The organism is Rhizobium sp. BK008 (assembly GCF_014197345.1).
GTDB lineage: Bacteria > Pseudomonadota > Alphaproteobacteria > Rhizobiales > Rhizobiaceae > Rhizobium > Rhizobium anhuiense.
This window is the reverse complement of sequence record NZ_JACIFK010000005.1, coordinates 136,050-155,639: the sequence shown is the minus strand read 5'-3', so window position 1 is coordinate 155,639 and position 19,590 is coordinate 136,050. Positions and strand designations below refer to the sequence as shown.

19 protein-coding genes, 1 tRNA gene and 1 pseudogene are annotated in these 19,590 nt (G+C 60.4%); 9 read left to right on the top strand and 12 right to left on the bottom strand.

Annotation, left to right across the window (positions count from 1 at the left end; all coding sequences use genetic code 11):
- The 5 genes from FHT69_RS21105 to FHT69_RS21085 all read right to left on the bottom strand — a co-directional run bounded on the left by FHT69_RS21105 (window position 1) and on the right by FHT69_RS21085 (window position 6,584).
- On the bottom strand, window positions 1–1,644 hold the full coding sequence (locus FHT69_RS21105) for an ABC transporter substrate-binding protein (RefSeq protein WP_028757417.1): 1,644 nt from the start codon (window positions 1,642–1,644) through the stop codon (window positions 1–3).
- 38 nt (window positions 1,645–1,682) lie between these two features.
- Window positions 1,683–2,741, bottom strand: coding sequence for a dipeptidase (locus FHT69_RS21100; RefSeq protein ID WP_028757416.1), 1,059 nt, complete (start codon window positions 2,739–2,741; stop codon window positions 1,683–1,685).
- A gap of 242 nt (window positions 2,742–2,983) precedes the next feature.
- Window positions 2,984–4,009, bottom strand: a complete 1,026-nt coding sequence (locus tag FHT69_RS21095) for an ABC transporter permease (RefSeq protein ID WP_028757415.1) — start codon at window positions 4,007–4,009, stop codon at window positions 2,984–2,986.
- A gap of 34 nt (window positions 4,010–4,043) precedes the next feature.
- Window positions 4,044–5,585 (bottom strand): sugar ABC transporter ATP-binding protein, encoded by a 1,542-nt coding sequence (locus FHT69_RS21090; protein WP_028757414.1) that lies wholly within the window; start codon window positions 5,583–5,585, stop codon window positions 4,044–4,046.
- A gap of 69 nt (window positions 5,586–5,654) precedes the next feature.
- Complete coding sequence (locus FHT69_RS21085) at window positions 5,655–6,584, bottom strand: sugar ABC transporter substrate-binding protein (protein ID WP_028756155.1); 930 nt, start codon at window positions 6,582–6,584, stop codon at window positions 5,655–5,657.
- Window positions 6,585–6,956: 372 nt separating this feature from the next.
- On the opposite strand from FHT69_RS21085, the gene FHT69_RS21080 reads away from it, so the two are divergent.
- Window positions 6,957–7,454 (top strand): DUF1993 family protein, encoded by a 498-nt coding sequence (locus FHT69_RS21080; RefSeq protein WP_028757739.1) that lies wholly within the window; start codon window positions 6,957–6,959, stop codon window positions 7,452–7,454.
- A 122-nt stretch (window positions 7,455–7,576) separates the two neighbouring features.
- Here FHT69_RS21080 and FHT69_RS21075 read toward each other — a convergent pair whose 3' ends face one another.
- Window positions 7,577–9,124, bottom strand: coding sequence for an alkaline phosphatase family protein (locus FHT69_RS21075; RefSeq protein ID WP_183905919.1), 1,548 nt, complete (start codon window positions 9,122–9,124; stop codon window positions 7,577–7,579).
- Window positions 9,102–10,085 carry a UDP-glucose 4-epimerase GalE gene (gene galE / locus FHT69_RS21070; protein ID WP_028757679.1) on the bottom strand — a complete coding sequence of 328 codons (984 nt, stop codon included), beginning with the start codon at window positions 10,083–10,085 and terminating at the stop codon, window positions 9,102–9,104. Before galE ends, FHT69_RS21075 begins: the two co-directional genes overlap by 23 nt.
- A 320-nt stretch (window positions 10,086–10,405) precedes the next feature.
- Here galE and FHT69_RS21065 point away from each other — a divergent pair, with 320 nt between their 5' ends.
- Window positions 10,406–11,050 carry a ThuA domain-containing protein gene (locus FHT69_RS21065; RefSeq protein WP_063473850.1) on the top strand — a complete coding sequence of 215 codons (645 nt, stop codon included), beginning with the start codon at window positions 10,406–10,408 and terminating at the stop codon, window positions 11,048–11,050.
- Between the two features lie 161 nt (window positions 11,051–11,211).
- Window positions 11,212–11,781, top strand: coding sequence for a GNAT family N-acetyltransferase (locus FHT69_RS21060; RefSeq protein WP_028757238.1), 570 nt, complete (start codon window positions 11,212–11,214; stop codon window positions 11,779–11,781).
- 33 nt (window positions 11,782–11,814) lie between these two features.
- Here FHT69_RS21060 and FHT69_RS21055 read toward each other — a convergent pair whose 3' ends face one another.
- Complete coding sequence (locus tag FHT69_RS21055) at window positions 11,815–12,069, bottom strand: DUF2934 domain-containing protein (RefSeq protein WP_028757237.1); 255 nt, start codon at window positions 12,067–12,069, stop codon at window positions 11,815–11,817.
- A 200-nt stretch (window positions 12,070–12,269) separates the two neighbouring features.
- Between FHT69_RS21055 and FHT69_RS21050 the strand changes: the two genes are divergently transcribed.
- Both FHT69_RS21050 and FHT69_RS21045 read left to right on the top strand, forming a co-directional pair.
- Entirely contained in the window at window positions 12,270–13,706 is a 1,437-nt protein-coding gene (locus tag FHT69_RS21050) for a DUF6880 family protein (protein WP_063473852.1), read from the top strand.
- Window positions 13,707–13,742: 36 nt separating this feature from the next.
- Window positions 13,743–14,297, top strand: a complete 555-nt coding sequence (locus FHT69_RS21045) for a DsbA family protein (RefSeq protein WP_028758422.1) — start codon at window positions 13,743–13,745, stop codon at window positions 14,295–14,297.
- A 60-nt stretch (window positions 14,298–14,357) separates the two neighbouring features.
- Here FHT69_RS21045 and FHT69_RS21040 read toward each other — a convergent pair whose 3' ends face one another.
- From FHT69_RS21040 to FHT69_RS21035, 3 genes and pseudogenes are all read right to left on the bottom strand, one after another.
- Window positions 14,358–15,989 (bottom strand): ArnT family glycosyltransferase, encoded by a 1,632-nt coding sequence (locus tag FHT69_RS21040; RefSeq protein ID WP_028757234.1) that lies wholly within the window; start codon window positions 15,987–15,989, stop codon window positions 14,358–14,360.
- Window positions 15,984–16,106, bottom strand: a pseudogene (locus FHT69_RS34315) (ATP-dependent DNA ligase); the annotation flags it as partial. The pseudogene FHT69_RS34315 and the gene FHT69_RS21040, both read right to left, overlap by 6 nt.
- Window positions 16,107–16,291: 185 nt before the next feature.
- Window positions 16,292–16,381, bottom strand: a tRNA-Ser gene (locus FHT69_RS21035).
- Window positions 16,382–16,686: 305 nt separating this feature from the next.
- Here FHT69_RS21035 and rplU point away from each other — a divergent pair.
- From rplU to FHT69_RS21015, 4 genes are all read left to right on the top strand, one after another.
- Window positions 16,687–17,004: a 50S ribosomal protein L21 gene (gene rplU / locus FHT69_RS21030; protein WP_003543907.1), complete on the top strand. Its 318-nt coding sequence runs from the start codon at window positions 16,687–16,689 to the stop codon at window positions 17,002–17,004.
- A gap of 33 nt (window positions 17,005–17,037) precedes the next feature.
- The gene (gene rpmA / locus FHT69_RS21025; RefSeq protein WP_003567620.1) at window positions 17,038–17,307 is read left to right on the top strand and encodes a 50S ribosomal protein L27; all 270 of its coding nucleotides are present in this window, start codon (window positions 17,038–17,040) and stop codon (window positions 17,305–17,307) included.
- A 126-nt stretch (window positions 17,308–17,433) separates the two neighbouring features.
- Window positions 17,434–18,090, top strand: coding sequence for a GNAT family N-acetyltransferase (locus tag FHT69_RS21020; protein WP_028757233.1), 657 nt, complete (start codon window positions 17,434–17,436; stop codon window positions 18,088–18,090).
- Window positions 18,087–18,674 (top strand): GNAT family N-acetyltransferase, encoded by a 588-nt coding sequence (locus FHT69_RS21015; protein ID WP_063473853.1) that lies wholly within the window; start codon window positions 18,087–18,089, stop codon window positions 18,672–18,674. The genes FHT69_RS21020 and FHT69_RS21015 overlap by 4 nt, the downstream gene beginning before the upstream one ends.
- A 34-nt stretch (window positions 18,675–18,708) precedes the next feature.
- Here FHT69_RS21015 and FHT69_RS21010 read toward each other — a convergent pair whose 3' ends face one another.
- On the bottom strand, window positions 18,709–19,575 hold the full coding sequence (locus tag FHT69_RS21010; protein WP_183905918.1) for an endonuclease/exonuclease/phosphatase family protein: 867 nt from the start codon (window positions 19,573–19,575) through the stop codon (window positions 18,709–18,711).
- Window positions 19,576–19,590: the final 15 nt, after the last annotated feature.

The following is a 19,590-nucleotide window of genomic DNA, read 5'->3' as shown; positions in this document are numbered from 1 at the left end:
TTATTCCTTGGCGATCGGACCGACGAAATTGGTATCGAAGCTCGGACCCAGTTTGAAGTCCTTCAGGCTCTTGCGGTAACCGGCCACCTCGGTCTGCTGGAAGATGAAGACGAAGGGGCTGCTGGCCAGGTACTTCTTCTGGATATCCTGATATATGGCGGCACGCTTGGCGGCGTCGCGTTCCAGAAGTGCGGCCTTGGCTTGCTTGTCGAGTTCCGGCGCTTCCCAGCTGTTGCGCCATGCGAGCGTCTTCACCGTGCCGGCATCGGAATTGTCGGGATTGCCGGTGAAGGTATCGGCATTGGAGTTCGGATCGAAATAGTCCGAACCCCACTGGCCGATATACATGTCATGGGTGCGGGCGCGGTATTTGGTCAGTGTCTGCTTGCCGTCCCCGGGGATGATTTCCATCTTCACGCCGGCCTGCGCCAGCGTCTGCTGCATGGATTCGGCGATACCCGTCACCGGCTGGTTGTTGCGCACATCCATGGTGACCGAGAAACCGTCGGGCAGGCCCGCCTTGGCGAGCAGTTCCTTGGCTTTGGCGACATCGAGCTTATAGGGATTCTCGTCGAGCGCGCCGAGCTGGCCCTTCGGCAGGAAGGTCTGGTGGATTTCGCCGATACCCTTGATCAAGGTCGCGCCGATCGCATCGTAATCGACCAGATATTTGAAAGCTTCCTGGACTTCCGGCTTCTTGAGGTTCTCGTTCTTGTTGTTCAGGCTGACATAATAGATCGTGCCCTTCGGCGCACTTGTCGTCGCGAGATCGGCATTTTTCGAAACGGCGTCGATATCGCCCGGCTCGAGGTTGCGGGCGATATCGATATCGCCGGCTTCGAGCGCCAGCCGCTGGGCAGAACTTTCCTTCATGTAGCGGTAGATGACGCGGTTGAGCTTCGCCTTGTCGCCGTAATAATTGTCGTTGCGCTCCAGCACGACGACTTCGTTGGCACGCCATTCGCGCAGCTTGTAGGCGCCGGAGCCGGCATAGCCGGTCTTCAGCCATTCATTGCCGAAATCATTGTCGTATTTGTGCTCGGCATCCGGCGTCACCGCCTTCACGTGTTCCAGCACCAGCTTCTTGTCGACGACGGAAGCGACGGTTGCCGTCAGGCAGTTCAGCACGAAGCTCGGCGCATAGGCCTTGTCGACCGTGAAGACGAAGGTGCCGGCATCAGCCGCCTTGGCCTTTTCCGTGACGTTGTCGCCGGTGAGGCCGAACTGGGTGAGGATGAAGGCCGGGCTCTTGTCGAGCTTGACGGCGCGCTCGAACGAATAGGCGACGTCTTCGGCGGTGATCGGATTGCCCGAGGCGAATTTCAGGCCGGGCTTCAGCTTGAACGTATAGGTGAGGCCGTCATCGGAAACGCTCCAGCTCTCGGCCAGATCGCCCTTCACCTTCGACGTATCGTCCATGTCGAGACGGACGAGCAGGCTGTAGCTGTTGCTGGTAATCTCGGCGGTCGAAAGCTCGAAAGCCTCGCCCGGATCCATCGTAATGATATCGTCGATGGCAAAACCTTCGACCAGCGTATCCTTCGGCGTCTCGGCGAAGGCGGCGGGTGCCGCCATCATCAGGAGCGAAAGCGCGGCTCCGGCGGAAAGCATGCGAAAATTGCGGCTGAGTTTGGTCATCATCATGATCTGTTCCCCTGTTTTTTGATTGGATTAGGAAAGGCTTAGGCGCGGTCCTCCCGCCAAGCTTGGGCCAGAATGCGAAGCCAGTTTTCACGGGCAAGTTTTGCGAGGTCGGCATCAGCATAGCCAACCTCTTTGAGAGCGGCAATCAGCTTCTGATTGCCAGCCGCATCACCGATTTCCTCGGGAATGGTGGCCCCGTCGAAATCCGATCCGAGCGCCACGCATTCGATGCCGATGCGGTTCACGAGATAGTCGATATGGCGGATCATGTCGGCAAGCGGCGTATCGCTGTCCGAGCGGCCGTCGGCACGCAGCATGGCGGTCGCATAGTTGATGCCGACGAGCCCGCGGCTTTCGCGGATCGCATCGAGCTGCTTGTCCGTCAGGTTTCGTGCGACCGGCGTCAGCACATGGGCATTGGAGTGGCTGGCGACCAGCGGTTGGTCCGTCGTCTTCGCCACGTCCCAGAAACCCTTCTCGGTGATATGGGCCAGATCGATCAGGATCCCGAGGCGATTGCATTCCCTGACCAGTGCGAAGCCGGCATCGGTCAGGCCGGGGCCTGTGTCCGGCGACATCGGGAAGGCGAAGGGCACGCCGTGACCAAAGACATTGTGCCGGCTCCAGACCGGCCCGAGCGACCGCAGCCCCGCTGCGTAGAATACCTCGAGTGCCGAGAGATCGGCGCCGATCGCCTCGCAGCCCTCCATATGCATGACGGCGGCGAAAATGTCGTCCACCATGGCGCCGCGGATGTCTTTCACCGTCCGGCAGAGCCGCCAGGCGCCTGCCTGGTCGAGCCGCAACGCGATCGCCGCCATTTCATTGGCAATGGCAAGGGAAGGCAGCGGATCAAGGGGGGCGGCCATCGGCGTGATATAGCGACCGTTGGCATCCGGATCGGCGAAGACGAGATCGCCCGAGGGAATGTAGATGGCACAGAGACCGCCGGAAAGACCGCCCTCTCTGGCCCGACGCGCATCGATATGGCCGACCGTCGTGCCGTCCGCGAATTCTGCGATCGGATCGCTGCCGTCTTTTGAATGTGTCCAGAGTCGAAGGAGAACGTCGTTGTGACCGTCAAATACGAATTGCATCTGTCTTCCTGCGCTGCCCTACTGCATAATTCCTTAAATCGGAATCGATTTAAGGACAAATTATGCAGCATTCAAAGTGCTACAGCCTCCGTAGCGCGTCTTTTCAGACGCGCGGCGCCGTAGAGGGCGAATGAAGCGGCAGAATAGAAAAGCTGACGGGATTCGCCACCCCTTTTTTTAAAATCCGTCATGGTGCGGAAAACAGAACGGGGGCCGAAGCCCCCGTAAAAAACCATGAGAGATCAGTGCTTGCGTCGTTTCTTCTGTCTGTAGACGTCGATGACGACAGCCGCGACGATGATGAGACCCTTGACGATCTCCTGGTAATAGGCGTCGATCCTGAGGAAGGTGAAGCCGGAGGTCATGACGCCGAGGATGATGGTGCCGATGACGGTGCCGGTGATGCGCCCGACGCCGCCGGTCAGCGAGGTGCCGCCGATGACGGTCGCGGCGATCGCGTCGAGTTCGTAGCCGACGCCCATGCTGGCCTGTGCGGTTTCAGCACGTGCCGCCGTGACGATCCCGGCGAGACCGGCAAGCAATCCGGCAATCACATAGACCTTGACGAGATGCGCCTCGATGTTGATGCCGGACACGCGTGCCGCCTGCGGGTTCGCGCCGATCGCATAGGTGAATTTTCCGTAGCGGGTATAGCGCAGCGCAATGTGAAAGATCAGCGCAACGACCAGGAAGACGACAACCGGCCAGGCTTTCGTTCCGATGAAATGAAACTGTTCGGTGATCCCGGAAACCGGCTGTCCCTTCGTATACCACTTGGCGACACCTCTGGCCGAAACGAACATGCCAAGCGTTGCAATGAACGGCGGGATCTTCGTATAGGCGATGAGTGCGCCGTTCGCCAGACCGGCTGCCGCTCCGATCAGCAGGCCGATTATGATCGGCACGAAAGCCGGCAGGTCGGTCAGCGACGGAAAGACGGCCCGTCCCCAGGTCGACGACTGGGCGAAGCTTGTTGCAATCATCGCCGTCATGCCGACGACAGAGCCCGACGAAAGGTCGATGCCGCCGGTGATGATGACCTGCGTGACGCCGACGGCGATGATGCCGATGACGGAGACCTGAAGGATCATGATCGTCAGGCGCTGCGAATTCATCAGGAAGCTTTGGCCGATGAACATCCAGCCGAGCACCTCGTAGATGAGCGCGATGCCGACGAGCACGAGGAAAATGCTGAGCTCGGTCGGTATGCGCCGCCGCCTTTGCCGGGTTGCGAGCGGGGCTCCGCCCTCTGCTGCCTTGGTAGTCATGTCAAACCTCCCTTGGGCGATTGCCGGTGACGCATCACTGCGCAGCCAGTTCCATCACCTTGATCTGCGTTGCTTCGTCGCGATTGAGGAAACCGGTCACGCGTCCCTCATGCATGACCATGATGCGGTCGCTCATGCCGAGAACCTCAGGCATCTCGGACGAGATCATCACCACCGCCACGCCGTTGCGCGCCATCTCCACGACCAGCCGGTGGATTTCCGCCTTGGCGCCGACATCGATGCCGCGCGTCGGCTCGTCGAGGATAAGGATGCGCGGATTGGTGAGCAGCCAGCGTCCGATCAGCACCTTCTGCTGGTTGCCGCCCGAAAGATTTTCCACCCGCTCGTAAAGATTGGGCGTTTTCACGCGCAGTTTCTTTGCCATGTCTTCACAGGTTGCCTCGATAGCGCCCTGCTGCACGAAGCCGCGCTTGACGTATCTGTCCTGCAGAACGGCGATCTGCATATTCTCGAGAATATCGAGGATCAGCAGGCAGCCGGTATCTTTCCGGTCCTCGGTCAGGAACGCCATCTGGTGACGGATGGCCTCGGTCGGAGAAGAAATCGTCACCGGCTTGCCGTGGAGTTCGATCGAGCCGGAGCTTGCCGGCGTCACGCCAAACAGCGTTTCGGCAACATTCGATCGGCCGGAACCGACAAGGCCTGCCACGCCGAGGATCTCGCCGGCTCTGACATCGAAGGAAACGTCGTGGAAGACCCCCTTGAGACAGAGATCCTTGACGGAGAGCACGACCTCGCCGATCGGCACCTCTTCCTTGGGAAACATCTGGGTGATCTCGCGCCCGACCATCATGCGGATGATGTCGTCGCGGGTGACGTCGGTCGAGGCATGCGTGCCGATATATCGGCCGTCGCGGAAGACGGAGAACTCATCGGCGATCTCGAAAAGCTCGTTCATCTTGTGGGTGATGTAGACGATGCCGATGCCCTGGGCCCTGAGGTCGCGGATAATACGGAAAAGATGCTCGACCTCGCGCTCCGTCAGCGCCGAGGTCGGCTCGTCCATGATCAGCACGTCGGACTTATAGGAAACCGCCTTGGCGATCTCGACCATCTGCCGGTTGGCGACCGACAGGTGCCGGACCTCGATATCGGGATCAATCTCGATATTGAGCCGGGCAAACAGCTCCTCGGTCATGCGATGCATGAGGCCGTGATCGATGAAACCCAAGCGGTTTTTCGGTTCGCGACGAATCCAGATATTTTCCGCGACCGTCATGAACGGCATCAGGTTCAGTTCCTGATGGATCATGGCAATCCCGTTCTCCAGCGCATCGAGCGGAGATTTCAGCCGAATCTCGACCCCTTTCAGGCGGATATCGCCTTTGTCGGGGATATAAATGCCGGCGAGGATCTTCATCAGTGTCGATTTTCCGGCGCCGTTTTCGCCCATCAGCGCATGCACCGAGGCGCGCTTCAGCCGGAACTGCACGTCGTCGAGCGCGACGACACCCGGAAATTCCTTGCGAACGCCCTCGGCGCTCAAGAGATATTCCGCATTCGGAACTGCACCACTGGCGCGCACGGCGGCCATGGTTGTCGGGCTGACGGCCATATCATCTCCTCCGGATACGGACAGGCGGAAAGGATGCGGGCAAGGCCCGCATCCTGCTTGGCATTCGCCTCAGTTCTTGGTGACGAAGTCCTTGACGTTCTCAGGCGTGACGAGCTGGAAGGGAATATAGACCTTCTTGTCGACCTTTTCGCCCTTGGCAAGCTTGAGCGCCGCGTCGAGCGAGCCCTTGCCCTGGCCGGCGGCATCCTGGAACACGGTGACGTCAAGATCACCCGCCTGCATGGCGGCAAGCGCGTCCTGGGTGGCGTCGACGCCGCCGACGACGACCTTGGTCATATCCTTGCCGGCTGCCTTCAGCGCCTGGATGGCGCCGATCGCCATTTCGTCATTGTTGGAGATGACGGCGTCGAATTCGATGCCGCTGGAGAGCCAGTTGGTCATCAGGTCGGCGCCCTGGGTGCGGTCCCAGTTGGCCGTCTGCTCTTCGACGATCTCCAGCCCCTTGCATTCATCCGTCTTGATGACGTCATGAATGTCCTGGGTGCGCATGCGCGCAGCCTGGTTGGAGAGCTCGCCCATGATCACCACGGCCTTGCCCTTGCCGCCGAGAATGCGGCAGATTTCCTTGGTTTCCAGCGTGCCGGATTCCTGCTCGTTGGAGGCGACGAAGGCCTGCTTCTCCGGCAGCGTGTCGACATTGACCGGCTGACGGTTGACGTAAACCAGCGGAATGCCGGCATCGGCCGCAAGCTTCGACATCGCCGTCGTCGCATCGGTATCGACAGGGTTGACGATGATCGCATCGACCTTGGAGGCGATGAAATTCTGGATCTGGCTCTGCTGCTTGGACACGTCGTTCTGTGCGTCTTCGACCTGCAGCGTCACACCGCTGAGTGTCTTTGCATAATCGGTCATGCCGTTGCGCAGAACTGTCAGGAAATTATCGTCGAACTTCGCCATCGAGACGCCGACGGTTTCTGCGTGAGCCGCCGTCGACATGACGAGCGCCATCGCAGTGCCCAGGATAAACTTTTTCATTTCACTTCCTCCACAAAGCGGTGCCCGGCTGCACCCTCCTCACGCCGGAGCTCCAGGCATTTGCCCTGAAGCCGCAACTTCCCCGCGCCACCTCTCCCGCGGCGCTCTGCAAAACGGAACAAACAAACCGTCAAATCCGCTCTGCGGAATATTCATTCCATTTTCTGGGAACGGCGTCAAGCCTCTTTAGCGGCGACCGGATATGGATGAAGCGCAATGCCGTGGGCCTTCACGGCCAGCACCTGCATTTCCGCCGTTGTGAAAGACGAAGCGAGCATCCATCTATGCGAGGTCGAAGACAGGCCCAGAGCCGCAGGCATCTTTGATCTTTTGCCGCGGCCCAATCATTTGAAGATTTTGGAGACAGGACACATGTCCATTTCGATCTACCGCCTCACCGTTCCGATGTTCCAGCGCGGCATCGCCAGCCTGAAAACCTACCTCGACAAGGCCGAAGCCTATGCCAGGGAAAAGAATATCGATCCCGCCATATTGGTCGCCGCTCGACTTGCGCCCGACATGCTGCCGCTCTCCGGCCAATATCAGCGCGCCAGCGACACCGCCAAATTCGCGCTCGCCCGCCTGACCGCGACCGACGCCCCGAAGTTCGAAGACAACGAAACGACGCTCGATGCCCTGCGCGAGCGCCTGGCAAAAACCGAAGCCTATCTCGCCGGCTTCTCGGCCCAAGCGCTGGAAGGCACGGAAACCCGCCAGATCACCCTGCCGGGAAAGAGCGGTATCGTGCTGCCCGGTGACGAATATATCGCCACCTTCGCCCTGCCGAACTTCTATTTCCACGTTGCGACGGCTCACGCCATTCTGCGCAACCAGGGCGCCCCGATCGGCAAGCGCGATTATCTCGGCTGAACAAAGCAATTCCAGCAAAAATGTGCAGCGGTTTTGCCAGGCAAAGCGTGAAACGCTTGTGCCGGGAATTGCGTACAAAGAGAAAGAGAGCATTGCCGTCATTCGAAGAAGACGGCAATGCTCTACCAGGGTCGGTGCGTCACCGGCCCTCTTTCCGTCAGCTCGGTATAGGCAAGCGTCTGGTCGAGATGCCGTGCCCGCAGCGACAGAAGCTTCTCGGCATAATCGAGCCGTATCGCCGCATAGGCCGGATCCGCTGCGACATTGTCGAGTTCCATCGGATCGTTGAGAAGATCGAAGAGCAGCGGCGGCAATGCGGTAAAATGCACATATTTGAACCGTCCGTCGCGGATCACCGCCAGATTGCATTGGTTGGACCGGAGCCCGAAATGCCGCTCCGCCTCGCCATGCGCAATGTCGCGAAAATCGAATTCCCAGAATGCCGCGTCCCGCCAGCCCGGTCCGCTCCCCCCCCTGACAAACGGCATGAGCGACTGGCCATCGAGCCCGTTCTTCGCGTCGATGCCGAGCCTTTGACAAAGGGTGGGAAAAATATCGGCAGCGCTGGTGAATTTGTCGACGACCCTACCCGCAGCACTGCTTGCGGGATCGCGAATGACAAGAGGAATATGATAGCTGCCGTCGAAGAAACCGCCCTTGCCGAGCATCCAGTGATCGCCCGCCATCTCGGCGTGGTCCGAGGTGAAGACAATAAGCGTGTCGTCCCAGGCGCCCGCATCCTTCAGGGCTTGCCAGATGCGGCCGAGTTGCGCATCGACCTCTGATATCATCCCGTAATAGATCGCCCGGATCGCGGCAAAATCCTCAGCGTTCCAGCCGCTGAGCGGCCCCGTTGCCCCGTAGATGAAGTTGCCCTTGCCAGAGCGTGGCATCTCGTAGGCGAGATAAGGATGACTATTCTGTTCGGCGTCGCGGTTTGCAGCGCGGGCAAAAGCCGGTCCCTCGTCGGGCTTGAACATCCGGTTGAACGGCTCCGGCACGGAAAATGGCGGATGCGGACGCAAGAAAGAGACATGTGCAAACCACGGCCTGTCCTGTTCGCCCACCCAGCGAATGAACTCGCCGGCCAGGAACGCCGTCTGGGCCTCGTCGCGCGAATAGGCCGGCGCCGCATTTGAAATTTCGCCTGCTTCGGCACCGACCGGAATATGGATGTCGCGGCTGACGGCATTCGCATGGCCGCGGGACCTGAGCCAGGAGAGCCACTGTTTTTCATGCTCGGGCAGAAGCTGGCGGGCCGTAAAGCCCGGCAGCACGCCTTCATAGGTCGTCAGATGCGGATCGCCGGCATCCATGCCGCGCGGATCGGGCGCGGTATCCGTGTAGCCGAACAGGGTCGGATCGTATCCGGCCCGCCGGGCGGCGAGCGCCAGATTGTCGAAGCGGGCATCGAGCGGCGAACCGTTGCGGCAGACGCGGTGGTTCATCTGATAAAGGCCGGTATAGAGTGTGGCCCGCGCCGGCGAGCAGGGTGCCGCCCCGGCATAGTGCCGCCGGAAGAGCGTGCCTTCCCGCGCCAGCGCATCGACACCAGGTGTCTTTACGCAAGCGTGACCGACAGCCGACAGGCTATCGCCACGCCACTGGTCGGCCGTGATCAGCAGGATGTTCGGCCGGCGCGCCTTCTCAATGCTGGTTGGATTTTGCATGCCAGGCCCAGGCGGAGCGGATGATCTCGGACAGATCATATTGCGGCACCCAGCCGAGCACGTCGCGCGCCTTGTCGTTATTGGCAACCAGCGTATGCGAATCGCCTTCACGACGGCCGATATATTCGACGGGGAAAGGCCGGTTCGACACTTCCTCGATCGCGCCGAGCAATTCCCTGACTGTCGTGCCGGTGCCGGTGCCGAGGTTGAGCGCGACGGAATCGCCGCCCTTCAGCAGATATTCGACGGCGCGCACATGCGCATCGGCAAGATCCAGCACATGGATATAGTCGCGCACGCAGGTGCCGTCGCGGGTCTCGTAGTCGCTGCCGAACACCTTGAAACCCTGGCGGCGGCCGAGGGCTGCATCGATCGCCAGGGGTATCGCATGCGTTTCCGGCTGGTGCCATTCGCCGATCCGGCCCTCGAAGTCGGCGCCGGCCGCATTGAAATAGCGCAGCACCACCGAGCGCAGGCTCTTATATTGGTCGTAATCAGCAAGCGCCTGTTCGACGATATATTTCGTCCGCCCGTAGGGATTGATCGGCACCTGCCGGTGCGTCTCGTCGAGCGGCACGCTCTGCGGCAGACCGTAGGTGGCGCAGGTGGAGGAGAAGACGAAGGCGTTGATGCCGGCAGCCTGTGCCGCCGAAAGCAGCGTCAGCGTGCCGATCACATTGTTCTCGTAGAAGGAAACCGGATCTTTCACCGATTCGCCAACCTCGATCAGCGCCGCGAAATGCAGGATCGCCGCCGGTTTGTGCTTTGCCAGCACCTCATCCAGCCGGGCGCGATCGCGAATATCGCCCTCTTCGGCCGGCCCCCATTTGACGAACTCGCGATGGCCGTTCGAAAAATTGTCGAAGACGACAGGCGTATAACCCTTGTTCGCCAAGTCGAGACACGTATGCGACCCGATATAGCCGGCGCCGCCGACAACAAGAACCGTTTCACCTGCCATGCACCACCCTATTCTTCGTGAGAGATGAGGGAAACCTAGACGAGATACACGTCAATAAAAAGAAAGAACTGCGATCGGCGTGAACAGACAATACGTCAAATGCCGATGCCACTTCAATCGATGCGCGATTCGTCGCCATGGCGGCCCTATCGATGACTTCAACTCCAACGCCGAACGACAATGACGCCGCCCGCCCCGCAATTTGGGCCGCATCGGCGATATTCGAAAATTATTCGCGTGATTTGCATAGCCGCCCGATCTAAGGGCCTTGTACCACCATGTGATGCAACGGTCTGCAACATCAGCCAGGGAGGGCACGAATGAGAAAGGCATTGGTCGTTTGGGGCGGCTGGCAGGGTCATGAGCCGGAGCAATGCGCTCATATCGTCGCCGACCTGCTGCGTGAAGACGATTTTACGGTCGAGGTGACCGGCGATCTCGGAATATTCGGATCACCGACGCTGGCGCAGGCCGATCTGCTGGTGCCCATCATTACCGGCGAAACGCTCGAAAAGCCTCATGCCGCGGCCCTGGTCGAAGCCGTGCGCGGCGGGCTGGGGCTCGCCGGCCATCACGGCGCCCTTGCCACGTCCTTCAAGGAAAGCGCGCCTTTCCGATATGTTTCCGGCGTCACCTGGGTGGCCCATCCCGGCAATATCATCGACTTCCGTGTCGCCGTCACCCGCCAGGACGATCCAGTGATGGAGGGCATTCCCGACTTCGACTACCGTTCCGAGCAATATTATCTCCACTATGATCCCACGGTCGAAATCCTTGCGACCACCACCTTCACCGGTGCCTACGATCCGGCGGCCCGCAATGTCGTGATGCCCGTCGTCTTCAAGCGCCATTTCGGTGCCGGCCGCATCTTCTATTCCGCCCTCGGCCATATCGCTGCCGAATTCGACCATCCCTATATGCCGCTCATCCTGCGGCGGGGTTTGAGCTGGGCCGCACGCCAGTAGCGTCAGGACGGGCCGCGCGCCGGAGAATGCCGACCGGCGGCGACAGCCGGGCGACGTCGGCCGCTGAAGAATGAGTATTTCAAGCTGGAGAGCAACCTCGCCTGATCGTCCGGCACGGGCGACCGCTTGCCGATCGTCCGTCTGCGTCATAATTTGCCCGGATGCAGGATCGCTTCTCTTTCTTCCCCGCCACCGCCGACCGCCTGGCTGATCTAGAAGAGGTGTTCGACGATTGCTCGGGCGGCCGGAATTGTCGCTGCGCCTACTGGTATCTTCCGAATGCCGACTACAAGGCAGGATGGGGCGAGGGAAATCGCAACTGGTTTCGAAGCCTCGTCGCCGGGCCGCGCCCGCCAGGCATTCTCGGCTACCACGAGAACGAGCCGGCCGGATGGTGCGGTATCGCGCCGCGCGCCGTATTCGACCGGCTGCGCCGCTCAAAGCCCTTCGCGCCGGTCGACGACAAACCGGTTTGGTCGATCAATTGCTTCATCGTCCGCAAACCGTTCCGGCGGCAGGGCCTGGCGCGATTGTTATTGAAACACGCCGTCAAATTCGCAAACGCGAATGGCGCTGAATGCCTCGAAGCCTACCCCGTCGATCAGGCAGCCCGCGCTTCGAACGGAGCCGAGCTCTATCCGGGAGCGCTCTCGATGTTTCTGGATGCCGGCTTCGTCGAAGTGGCAAGACGCCTGCCGGCAAGGCCGATCGTCCGCCTGGAATGCCGCTGAATATTTCGGCAACCCAGGGATTATAAATACAGGCTAGCGAACCGCCTTGATCTGCCGGTCATTCTCGACGGCGGGAACCGTCTCGTCATAGACACGCATCAACCGCCCCGCGGCCTTCAGCTTCTCGATAAGATCATTTCCATCAGGCGAGGCCTTCGTCAGCTCCAGCTGCTCGAACTCCCGTAGCGCCTGCGCCCAATGGCTTTCCCCGCGCCCATCCGGCCTGCCTTCCGATTCCCACAGCGAATAAGCGCGCTGGCTGACCCAGGCGTCCTTATTATGACTCATAATCAACCCCAGCGAGAAATTTGGAAGCAATATTCGACAGGCAACAAGGTGCCAAAACCGGCTTTAGGAGTCGTTACGAGGCAGCGTTAGTTTTTAGCTAATATCGAGGAGCAGGGGATTATCCCTCGCATGCATTCCCCGACCTTGGCCTCGTACCGGCTCCAGGGTAGGGTCAGCCGCAGAAACGACAGCGATGACCGATGGCAGCCAAGACAACACTCAATGCCAAGAATCTCGAATCCCTCGGTGTCCAGCGCCTTGCCGAGCTGCTGATCGAGATCAGCACGGGCAGCGCCGCCCACAAGCGACGGCTTCGAATGGAGCTTGCCGGCAATCACGGCAGCGCCGAAGTGGCGCGTGAGGTGCGAAAGCGGCTTGCCAGCATTACCCGCGCTCGCACCGTCATAAACTGGCACAAAGCGAAGGCGCTGAAGACCGATCTGGAAACTCAACGCAAGACGATCTCAGAGACGATTGCCGCCGATGATCCCCGGGAGGCTTTCGAACTGATATGGCAGTTCCTCGCAATGGCGGATTCGATCTTTGAAAGATCCAACGACCGCGGCGGCTCACTGATCCAAAGTTTTCACCAGGCTTGCGAGGATGCTGCTGCAATCGCCAGGCTCGTCAAAATTGACGTCAATGTTCTGGCCGATAAGGTGTTCAAAGCCGTGCAGGACAATGGTTACGGCCAGTACGACAACCTGCTTGCGGCGATGGTGCCGGCCCTCGGCAAGGATGGTATCGATCGGTTGAAAACCCTCTTCGTCCAATGGTCCAAGGAGCCGAAGGACAAGCCGGCGGAAGATGAGCGCAAGGTCATCGGCTGGGGCGCGGGAGGCCCGATTTACGAGGATGAGATCTACGGCACTCACCGGGATCTGACGGTGCGCATGGCCTTACAGCAAATTGCCGACGCCCAGGGCGATGTTGATGCCTACATTGGCCAGCACCCCGAGGAAACGCGCAAGGCGCCGATGATTGCGGCCGATATCGCCAATCGCCTGCTCTCGGCCGGGCGGGCGAAAGAAGCGCTTGAGACGTTGGATGAGGCCGACGCGAGAGGCTGGGCCAACATGCCATTCGAATGGCAGCTCGCTCGCGTCGCCGCGCTCGAGGCCCTGGGGCGCGCCGAAGAGGCCCAAACCTATCGATGGGGGCGCTTCGAGCAGGCGCTGGATGGCGAGCATCTCAGGGCTTTCCTCAAGCGGCTGCCGGATTTCGACGATCTCGACGCCGAGGAGAAGGCATTTGCCCATGCCCGGGCTTTCCCGAACGTCCATCAGGCGCTTGCCTTTTTCCTGAATTGGCCGGCGCCTGCCGAGGCGGCAAAACTGGTGGTGATCAGGAAAGCCGAACTCGACGGCGATCTCTATGAACTGATGACGCCGGCGGCCGAAGCTCTGGCGGAGAAACATCCGCTCGCGGCGACCATTCTCTTGCGCTCCATGATCGATTTCGCCCTCGATAACAACAGGCCCAGCCGCTATAAACACGCCGCAAGGCATCTTGCGGACTGCGCGTCCCTTACGCCTCATATCGATGACTTTGGCAACACAAGATCCCATGACGTCTATGTCGCGGACCTCAAGCGCCGGCACGGCAAGAAGCATGGCTTCTGGAGCCTGGTGACCTAAGTCGCTTCAAATACCTTGCCTTCAGAGAGGAATCCCATGACGACCACCGCCTGGCACGCAGATCCGCTCACCTGGGGAACTGGCTCCCGCATCTTCGAAGCCTTTCTGGAGCCGACTTGCCCTTATTCGGTCAGGGCGTTCAACAAGCTCGACGAATTGCTGAGCCGAGCCGGCGAAGACAGGATCACCGTGAAGATCCGTCTGCAGTCGCAACCCTGGCATATGTATTCGGGCGTCCTTGTCCGCTGCATCATCGCAGCCTCAACGCTGGAAGGCGGCAAGCAGACAGCCAAGAAAGTGATGGCCGCCATTGCCGCCCATCGCGAGGATTTCGAGTTTGAACGCCATGCCGGCGGCCCGAACATGGACGTGACGCCGAACCAGACCATCGAGCGCCTGGAAACCTACAGCGGCGTCAGGCTGAAGGAGGCCTTCGCAATTCCGGATCTCGACCGGGAGATCAAATGGCATTGCAAATATGCCCGGCAGAACGGCATCCATGTCTCGCCGACCTTCATGATCGATGGGCTGGTGCAGCCCGATCTGAGCAGCGGCGATGAGGTCGGAGTCTGGGTGAAGAAAATACAATAAAACAGAGATCAAACGGCTCTGACATACAATGAGAGCGCCCGCAGCGACTGTTGTCGGCTCTCATGGACGAGTGATCCTGTAGACCAGCAAATCATCCGAATCCACAAGCTTGGTTGCGGTCTTGTCCAGATAGTCGATGACCCCGTCATGATGCTCGACGAACAGCAGGTCCTGTTTGTCGGTGGCGTTCTTGGCAACGCCGAACAGATCCGCGCCTTGCGCGCGCAACTCCTCCAGCTGCGCGATCGCAATGGCGTCATCGGCGACGAATTTCGACCATTCCTCATCGCCTCCGCCGGGCGGGAACACCCAGCCCCGCGCCCTGCTGTAGTAGATTGCGACGGGATCGCCGACCTCGGGCGCGATGGCGACGACGAGGTCGCCCGGTTGCGCCAGCCGCGCCAGTTCCTCGCCAAGCAGCTTGCCCTTCATGGCGATTGGCTTCTTCATCGTCCTGACGAGGGGAAGGGTCGACCAGGCAAGTGCGACCGCCACGATGCAGATCGAGCGAAGCACGACCGCCGGCGTTAGAACGGTTCTCGATGCAAGGGTTGCCAGAAGAAGCGCGCCGCGGCCTGAGAATATCGCGACCGGTACATGGAAGATGTGGAAGTTCCACACATTGCCGGTGATCTCGCCGGCCGCCGCCAGATAGACGATCACGGCCGCAGCCAGCCACACATAGGGAATGCGCGAAAGGGTGCGTCGCCTAGGGTCTTCGGCAGGTCTGGGCGGTATCCACAAGCCGACCGCAAACAGCACCATGAACGGATAGCCGTAGAACCACAAAGCCGAGGTGTTCCACGCGGATTGGAAATAGAACCTGTTTCTGAGGTATGTCCGGAAGCCATCCTCCCAGATATAGCCGCCGGTGCCGGCGACATGAAACGGCGGATAGCTGCGGCCGAGATAAATCGCCCAGCTGAAATAAGCGCCGATGACGGCCAGGCTCAGGAGCCCCGACAGGAAGACCCCACTCGCCTGCTTCCACTTCTTCTCCAGAATCCAGCAGACCATCAGATAGAAGATAATGGCACCGGCAGCGAGGCCTGGCGGCTTTGACAGTGCGCCGAGCGAGAAGCTGACCGTGGCGAACGGCAAGAGCCAACCGCTGCCGCCGGCCCAATATCTGACGAACAGCCAGACGCCGAGAGTGACCAAGGCCAGCATCGCGGGATCGGGAAGAAACGAGCTGTCGATCATGATCGACGCCGGCATCAGCGCGTAGGCAAGTGCTGCCGCGTGGGCGTGCATCTCGCCCCAGCAGCGCGCCGTCAGCCTGTGCAGCGAAAACACCGTCACCAGGCTGAAGAAGGCCGCAACCATGCGGCCGAACCAGTCGTGCCAGCCGAACAGTTGGTAGAGCAGGGCTGTGAGATAGCTGACGATCTGGAACTCGCGGCCCTGATAGCTTGGCCCGGGCCCGGTCCAGCTGACCTCCGGAAAGAAGATGTTCCAGCTGCGCTGCTGGAAATTGTCGGCCATCATTGCGGTGCTGACCTCGCGCCAGCTGAAGCCGTCGACCAGCGGCAAGGTGATCTTGTGGAACCTGAAGACGATCGCAATGAACAAGATCCCCAGCAAGATCGCCGTGTTGAAGCTCAGGAAGTTGCGAGCCGCCATGTCCCGGTCGGTCGCCCGCTGCGGGTACGGCTGACCTTCGGCCTGGTTCAAATCCGGGTCGTCCGGCATCGGATCGAGAGGAAGATTGGGCTGAGCGGGATCTCGCAGCCAGTGCGGTCGGCTGCGGAGCGGCTCGTAGGCTTCACCGAGCAGCGGCTTGGAAGGCTTGCGGGGCGGCTTTGTCATGCCGGCACTTCATCAGCAATGCCTTAAAAAGCAATTCGCCCAGATTGATTATTGACGCATCCGCACTGGAACTGCGACACCGCAGTCCGGCATCCGCTTGTCCGCCGAAAGAGCTACGGCGCCTTCCCGCTCTGATGTCTCGGTATTTCAGCGGTTTGCAGGAAAATTATGCGCTTGAAGCGTTATGGCGGAGAGGGTGGGATTTGAACCCACGATACCCTTGCAGGTATGCCGCATTTCGAGTGCGGTGCATTCGACCACTCTGCCACCTCTCCGCGGTCTGGTCGGCGCTTGTTCGGCGCGGGCGTTCTCATAACGAGCATATGACAGGTTGGCAAGCCGAAAAGTCGAAGCATTCCATCCTTTTGCCTTGACACTTTTTTGTCGCTCGCGTATCTCGGCTGCGCAATAGGTTTGGAGAAATCCGTGCCTTGCTTGTCCTGCGCTTGCGTGGGGCGTTTCACCGGCAGGAAGAGTTCGAGGTTTCCCTCTGAAATCCCTGCTTAACTTCGACTGATAAAAAGACGGCCACCTTGCTCAAGGAGCGAGGAGAGCTGGAACGAACATGAAAGGATAAAAAATGTTCGCAGTCATCAAGACCGGCGGTAAACAGTACCGTGTGGCAGCCAACGACGTGCTGACCATCGAAAAGCTGGAAGCCACCGCTGGCGATTCCATTGAATTCACCGAAGTGCTCGTGATCGGCGAAGGCGCCGACGCTGCGATCGGTGCGCCCTTCGTTACCGGCGCCTCTGTCAAGGCAGAAGTCGTCGAACAGAACCGCGGCAAGAAGGTCATCGCCTTCAAGAAGCGCCGCCGTCAGAATTCGAAGCGTTCGCGCGGCCATCGTCAGCATCACACGGTCGTCCGTATCACGGACATCGTGGCTGCCAAGTAAGATCAACGGGACAAGGTTTAAAGGAGAACTCCAATGGCACACAAAAAAGCTGGCGGTTCCTCGCGCAACGGTCGCGATTCCGAATCCAAGCGCCTTGGCGTGAAGAAGTTCGGCGGCGAAGCCGTCATCGCAGGCAACATCCTCGTGCGTCAGCGCGGGACGCAGTGGCATCCGGGTTCCAACGTCGGCCTCGGCAAGGATCACACGATTTTTGCGCTTACCGCCGGCAATGTGAACTACCGAACGAAGGCCAACGGTCGCGTCTACGTGTCTGTCATGCCGAAAGCGGAAGCAGCGGAATAAGCCGGTAGCGCTCAAAAACAGCCGGCGTCTCATCGACCCGGCTGGCCGTATCAGGTTCAGTCTAGAAAACAGGGGAGATGGGGCGCCATCTCCCCTTTTTCTTTACCCCTCAAGGAGGACTGAACCATGCAAGGCGAATTGTTAAGGGCAGACCAATCACGGTCGCCCCGGGAAGACCAGCGGTCTTCCGAAGAACGGCTGAGGCCGGAGCGGTTAAGGACCGATTGCCCTGTCTTGTTATCGGAAAGGCTCGTCATGCGCGCGCCCCACGAAGAAGACATCGACGCCCTTGCCCATCTCGCCAACAACGCCAAAGTCGCCACCATGGTATCGCGTATGCCGCACCCCTATACCGCCAATGATGCTGCTGACTTCGTGCGTCGCACGAAAAATGGCGAGATTGGCAAGTGCGTCTATGCGATCACCAAGGCCGAAAACGGCGCCTTTATCGGCTGCTGCGGCGTCGAGCCGCATGCCGACGGCAAGACCGTCGAGATCGGTTACTGGCTGGGTGAGCCCTATTGGAACAAGGGCTATACGACCGAGGCCTGCCATGCCCTGGTCGATATGGTGTTCAGAACCCGCCAGGACGTCGATCAGATCGATGCGCGCTGCCGGGTGATGAACGTCGCCTCGCGCCGCGTCATCCAGAAGTGCGGCTTCCAGTTCCAGGGATCGGGGCTCGCTGCCTCGCTGGCGCTCGGCAGCAACGTGCCCGTGGAATGGTACAGGCTCGACCGCAAGACCTGGATGTCCCTCCGAAGCTGGGGGAACATCGCATGAGCACGACCGCGCTGCAAAGGCCTGAGCTCAAGCCGATGATGCCCGGCCCCGCGCCTGTCATCTCGACCGCTAGGCTGACGCTCCGCCCGCACAGGCTGAGCGATGCGCCTGCGATCGCGGAATCGCTCTCCGATTTCGCGGTCACGCGCATGCTGTCCCGCGTACCCGCGCCGTTCGACCGGCAGGATGCGCTGGACTGGCTGATCCCAGTCACCTCGGGCACCCTGCCCGACTGGCCGCTGGCGATCACCGGTCACGACGATGTCCATATCGGCAACGTCTCGATCGAGTTGCGTCACGGCCGCTGGCACCTCGGCTACTGGCTGAACCGCTACTACTGGCGGCGCGGCTATATGAGCGAGGCGGTGGCGGCGATCATCGAGCGCTTCTCGCGCCGCATGCCGGAGACGCCGGTCCATTCCGGCGTCTTCGCCGACAACCCGGCCTCGCTGCGACTGCAGGAGAAGCTCGGTTTCCGCATGACGGGTTGCGGCGAAATCTATTGTTTCGCCCGCAACACCATGGTGTCGCACATCGAAACCGTGCTGCAGCCGGGCATGCTGCAGCCGCGGAAGGTCGCATAACCGAAAAGGAGACGCCGCCCCGGCGGCGTCTCCCTCAATCCCCGATCTCAACCCATAGGGGAAAATGATCGGAGCCCTCGGATTGCGTATCGATCCGGGCGGATTTCAACCGGCCCTCAAGGCCGCAACTGACGAAGCAATAATCGAGATGCATGCGTTTGCCGTGATCTTCGGGATCCATCCAGCTGTAGCTCCCCGGCCGATAGGCCGAGAGCGCCGCAAAGGCGTCGATCGGCGTGCCGACCCTGGCGATACGGCCGTAATATCCGCCGCCGGCACCGGCAAGCGCGCAATATTCCGGCGATTCCGGCTCCATGTTGAAATCGCCCATGATGACGTAATCTTCCGGCAGCGGCGGCTCCGGCAGATCGAATTCGCCGCCTCCCGTCAGCGACCCGCCCTCCTGGACGAAGGCATTGATCTGCGCGTTCAGGAATTGCAGTTGGCGGATGCGCTCGTCGGCAGAGACATGGTCGAGATGGACGGAGTAGACGCGGAACGCGCCGCCGGGTGCTTTGATCACCGCCTCGGTTGCGCCGCGCTGCAGGTTGATCTTGCCGATCGTCCGGCTGCGCGGCAGAAGCAGCGTCCGGGTCGAAATAACAGGCCAGCGCGACAGCACCATGTTGCCGAACTGGAAACGGGTGCCCCGCTCCGGCCGCAGCCCGCCTTCATCAGCCTCGACATGCATGTCGCAGGGCGGCCCATACACCCAGAAATAGTCGGGAAAGAAGGCTGCAACATCGGCCACCATGTCGGCAAAACCGTTGCGGGAGAAGCCGCGGGTCACCTCCTGCAGCGCGATGACATCTGCCCCCTCGAGGCTCCGGGCAATGCGCGGCAGATCGTATCTGCCATCGAGACCGAAGCCGTACTGTATGTTATAGCTCACGAAATTCACGATAATCTTTGACCT